The organism is Maridesulfovibrio bastinii DSM 16055, from assembly GCF_000429985.1.
GTDB lineage: Bacteria > Desulfobacterota > Desulfovibrionia > Desulfovibrionales > Desulfovibrionaceae > Maridesulfovibrio > Maridesulfovibrio bastinii.
In genome coordinates this window covers 1-2914 of record NZ_AUCX01000037.1, presented here as the reverse complement: position 1 = coordinate 2914, position 2914 = coordinate 1, and the positions used below count along the sequence as shown (strand labels likewise).

The 2914-nt window shown below is 41.8% G+C and carries 5 protein-coding genes; all 5 read right to left on the bottom strand.

Going from position 1 to position 2914, the window contains the following annotated elements:
• Positions 1 to 126 precede the first annotated feature (126 nt).
• Positions 127 to 741 carry a DUF3164 family protein gene (locus tag G496_RS0114400; protein WP_027179889.1) on the bottom strand — a complete coding sequence of 205 codons (615 nt, stop codon included), beginning with the start codon at positions 739 to 741 and terminating at the stop codon, positions 127 to 129.
• A complete protein-coding gene (locus tag G496_RS0114395; protein WP_027179888.1) occupies positions 742 to 972 on the bottom strand; it encodes a hypothetical protein in 231 nt (76 codons plus the stop codon).
• Positions 969 to 1580 carry a hypothetical protein gene (locus G496_RS0114390; protein WP_027179887.1) on the bottom strand — a complete coding sequence of 204 codons (612 nt, stop codon included), beginning with the start codon at positions 1578 to 1580 and terminating at the stop codon, positions 969 to 971. The genes G496_RS0114395 and G496_RS0114390 overlap by 4 nt, the downstream gene beginning before the upstream one ends.
• The gene (locus G496_RS0114385) at positions 1580 to 2281 is read right to left on the bottom strand and encodes an AAA family ATPase (protein WP_027179886.1); all 702 of its coding nucleotides are present in this window, start codon (positions 2279 to 2281) and stop codon (positions 1580 to 1582) included. The genes G496_RS0114390 and G496_RS0114385 overlap by 1 nt, the downstream gene beginning before the upstream one ends.
• A 9-nt stretch (positions 2282 to 2290) precedes the next feature.
• A partial coding sequence (locus G496_RS0114380) for a Mu transposase C-terminal domain-containing protein (protein WP_027179885.1) occupies positions 2291 to 2914 on the bottom strand: 624 nt, incomplete at its 5' end.

Below are 2914 nucleotides of genomic sequence, written 5' to 3'. Positions count from 1 at the left end.
CTTTGTCATTGACTGGACCTTTTTTCCCAAGTTTAAAACCTGTGCTTCAACAGCATACATCCGGCTGATTGGAACTTTTATAGTTTCATCAGAATTTGAATGTCGTTTCATACACATTTACGCCTCCTAAAGAGCTGCTATATCAAGCGGGATAGCTTGCCATTTTTCTTCAATTCCTGTGCGATGGTAGAAGCGAATATACTTTTTACTACACAACACGCTCAAAGAGTCTCTAACGGCCTTCATGGCCCGCTGCCAACGATCATCATTAATCTCAAGCTTGAGTAAAGACATAACTTTATATGTACTTATGTTGCCCTCTTTATCGACATCAAAAGCGGCATTAACAATAGTCTTAACTTCTGTTCTGCCATCCTTTGTCCAGTCAGTTAAGCACTCATCAATGAGTGACTTTGCAACCTGTAACCGCTCGTCAAAAGTGACTGATTCGTTTACGGCAATTGCAACTTTCTTTTTGCCGTCATACGAAGTGATCTGAGCATTACCTTTCTTTCCACCGACTTTCGCGTCATACTTTTCTAAGGCCATTTCCATGAGAGCATAAAAGTCTCCCATTGTTTCAGTTTTAAAATCTTTGATTTCCCTCTGCACCTGAAATGCACGGTCTAAAATGGTATTCACGGTTTCATCTTTCAATCTGTCGTATTCAGACACATGTTCCATGCGCACAAGCCTTCCCTGACTGTCTTCCATATAACCTTCAGGAATTTCATTACTCATTTAAACCTCCTTATCACTCCATTTTAAAAAGTCATTAACTGGCAGATGCTGCTCAATGTCTTCAATATGCAGCGCGCATCCTTCGAGACTGTTTATGATCGTCTTCATCTTTGCGAATTTCTTTTCACCCATTCCTTGCGAGATGCAGCGCAATTCAAAGACTGCGCTTCTAATCTTCCTTCCTACCGGACTTGTTGCCGGTATTGCCGGCTTTGCAGATGCATAACTCATATTCCATCCTCCTGTTTTTCAAACCGGGCCAAAATAGTCCGGCAATTCTTAATTATTTTTTCTTGAGTTACTGGGGAGTACAGATTTTTTGTAAGAAACAGCTTTACTAATTCCGAAACGCAACTACGCTCTTCCTCGTGCGGATCTGTTATTGGGCGTGGTGGATATGGAGTATTCCGCTGTTCGGCAGTTTTTAAAGTAGACCTGTACAAGGTTGAATTACCCTTAATACCGTATTTCTTGATATATCCATCACCTTCAAGATAGCGGCAATATTTCACTACATGGGATAGACTCGCTCCTGATATCTGAGCAATGTCAGTCATAGTCCATCCGGGATTTGACGACCTGATGGCTCTCCATATTTGGTTTGTAAGCTGTCCGTCACGTTTAGGAGACTTTTCAAAATTATATTTATACTTCCCTCTTGCAATTCTGATAAATTCACCTGTCTTAACAAGCTGATTAGCTTGACGACGGATACAATCTTTTTCCCTCTCTGTTTCTATATTTAAAGCTTTGTATAAAAGTTTATTGTAAAAGATATCTCCGTCTTTACCTAAAACCTGAGCCGTTTTGCGAAGTAAAGCTATTCTTGTTTCAGACATTACTTATGCCCCCATTTACGCTGTCTTAGGACATCCTCAACCATTGATGTTGTGACTAAATTTGTTTCACGAGCTATTGCTACTTGCTCAAGAACTTGAATGATATTGCGAACAAGCCTGAAGTCTCCATCAGCTTTTTTCACTATCTGCTGACAAGCGAAGGCTTCAATATCAAGTCCTGCGGCATCAAGCCCGAATAGGGCCACGTCCTCATCAATTACTGGGCCAAATACTACATCCTGAGTGACCCTCGACCATATGCGCCGCCGTTCTCCAAGTAACCCTTGCAACTCTTCTTCTCCGATAATCACAATCGGAGCTCCAGTTTCATCATGGATATCGCGCAAATCTTCGATTCGTCCGATATTCAAGCGGTCAGCCTCGTCTATAAAAACAGTTTGAATTTCTTTATCTAACATCTCCATAATTTTACGTTTACAATTATTGGCTGATCGGGGACGCATTCCACACACTTCAAAACATAGAGCTTGCAGAAAGGCAGTCTGCGTCCATCTCTCCCAGGCTCTCAAGTAAATACCACCATGAACTGCATGGTAGTTTAGTGCTGCCATTGTTTTTCCCCGTCCAGCTCTACCGTGTGCCACAACCAATCCAGGCTGCCCTTTTTCTGTATCCTCAACCTTGCGTATTGCGGAACGAAAGGTTGAGACATTAGATGTTTCAATAAATACGTTCTTCATAGAATCCCCTTAATTTGCTAACTGACGGCGTTCATACAGTTTCTTCAACCGATCAAAACGGCCCTTATGTAGTTCCTTAAACTCGTCTGTAGCTTCAAAATTTTGCATCCATTCTGAATCAGGATCGCGAAGCACAATCTCCTCACGAAATGCAATAGCGTGAAGGTATTCATACTTGTCCAGCTCACTTAAAATATCCGACTTCTCAGCTGGAGGCGTATATGTCGGAGCGTTCTTTTGAATCTCTAGAGCTTTAGCTTTGATGGATTCAATAGACGTAACCTTAGCTGGTGAAGGCCGCTTAATTTCATCAATAATAGTAGAGGGTTCTTTTTTAACTTCCAGCTCTTCTATGCGTCGAGCCTGATCAGCGAGAGCTGTTTCCAGTACCTTTTTTGTGTAGCTGGCAGCATCTTTTTCTTGAAATTTTCTATAAGTGATCTGTGTTTTGAATTCGTTCTGGTGCTCTTCGTTACCAAGCAGATCCGCCGCAGGATGAATCTTTGCTGTTTCAGTAGCCGTGCAAATATATTCACCATTTCTGTACACATATATCTGTGACAGATCGTCCATATCATAGCGGACTTCAACTTCATGAGTACGGCTGTAAAGCTCTGGAGCGTAATAGCGGCG

Coding starts and splice junctions, on each gene's coding strand:
- G496_RS0114395 (WP_027179888.1), bottom strand. CDS start 972: ATGAGTTATGCATCTGCAAAGCCGGCAATACCGGCAACAAGTCCGGTA.
- G496_RS0114390 (WP_027179887.1), bottom strand. CDS start 1,580: ATGTCTGAAACAAGAATAGCTTTACTTCGCAAAACGGCTCAGGTTTTA.
- G496_RS0114385 (WP_027179886.1), bottom strand. CDS start 2,281: ATGAAGAACGTATTTATTGAAACATCTAATGTCTCAACCTTTCGTTCC.
- G496_RS0114400 (WP_027179889.1), bottom strand. CDS start 741: ATGAGTAATGAAATTCCTGAAGGTTATATGGAAGACAGTCAGGGAAGG.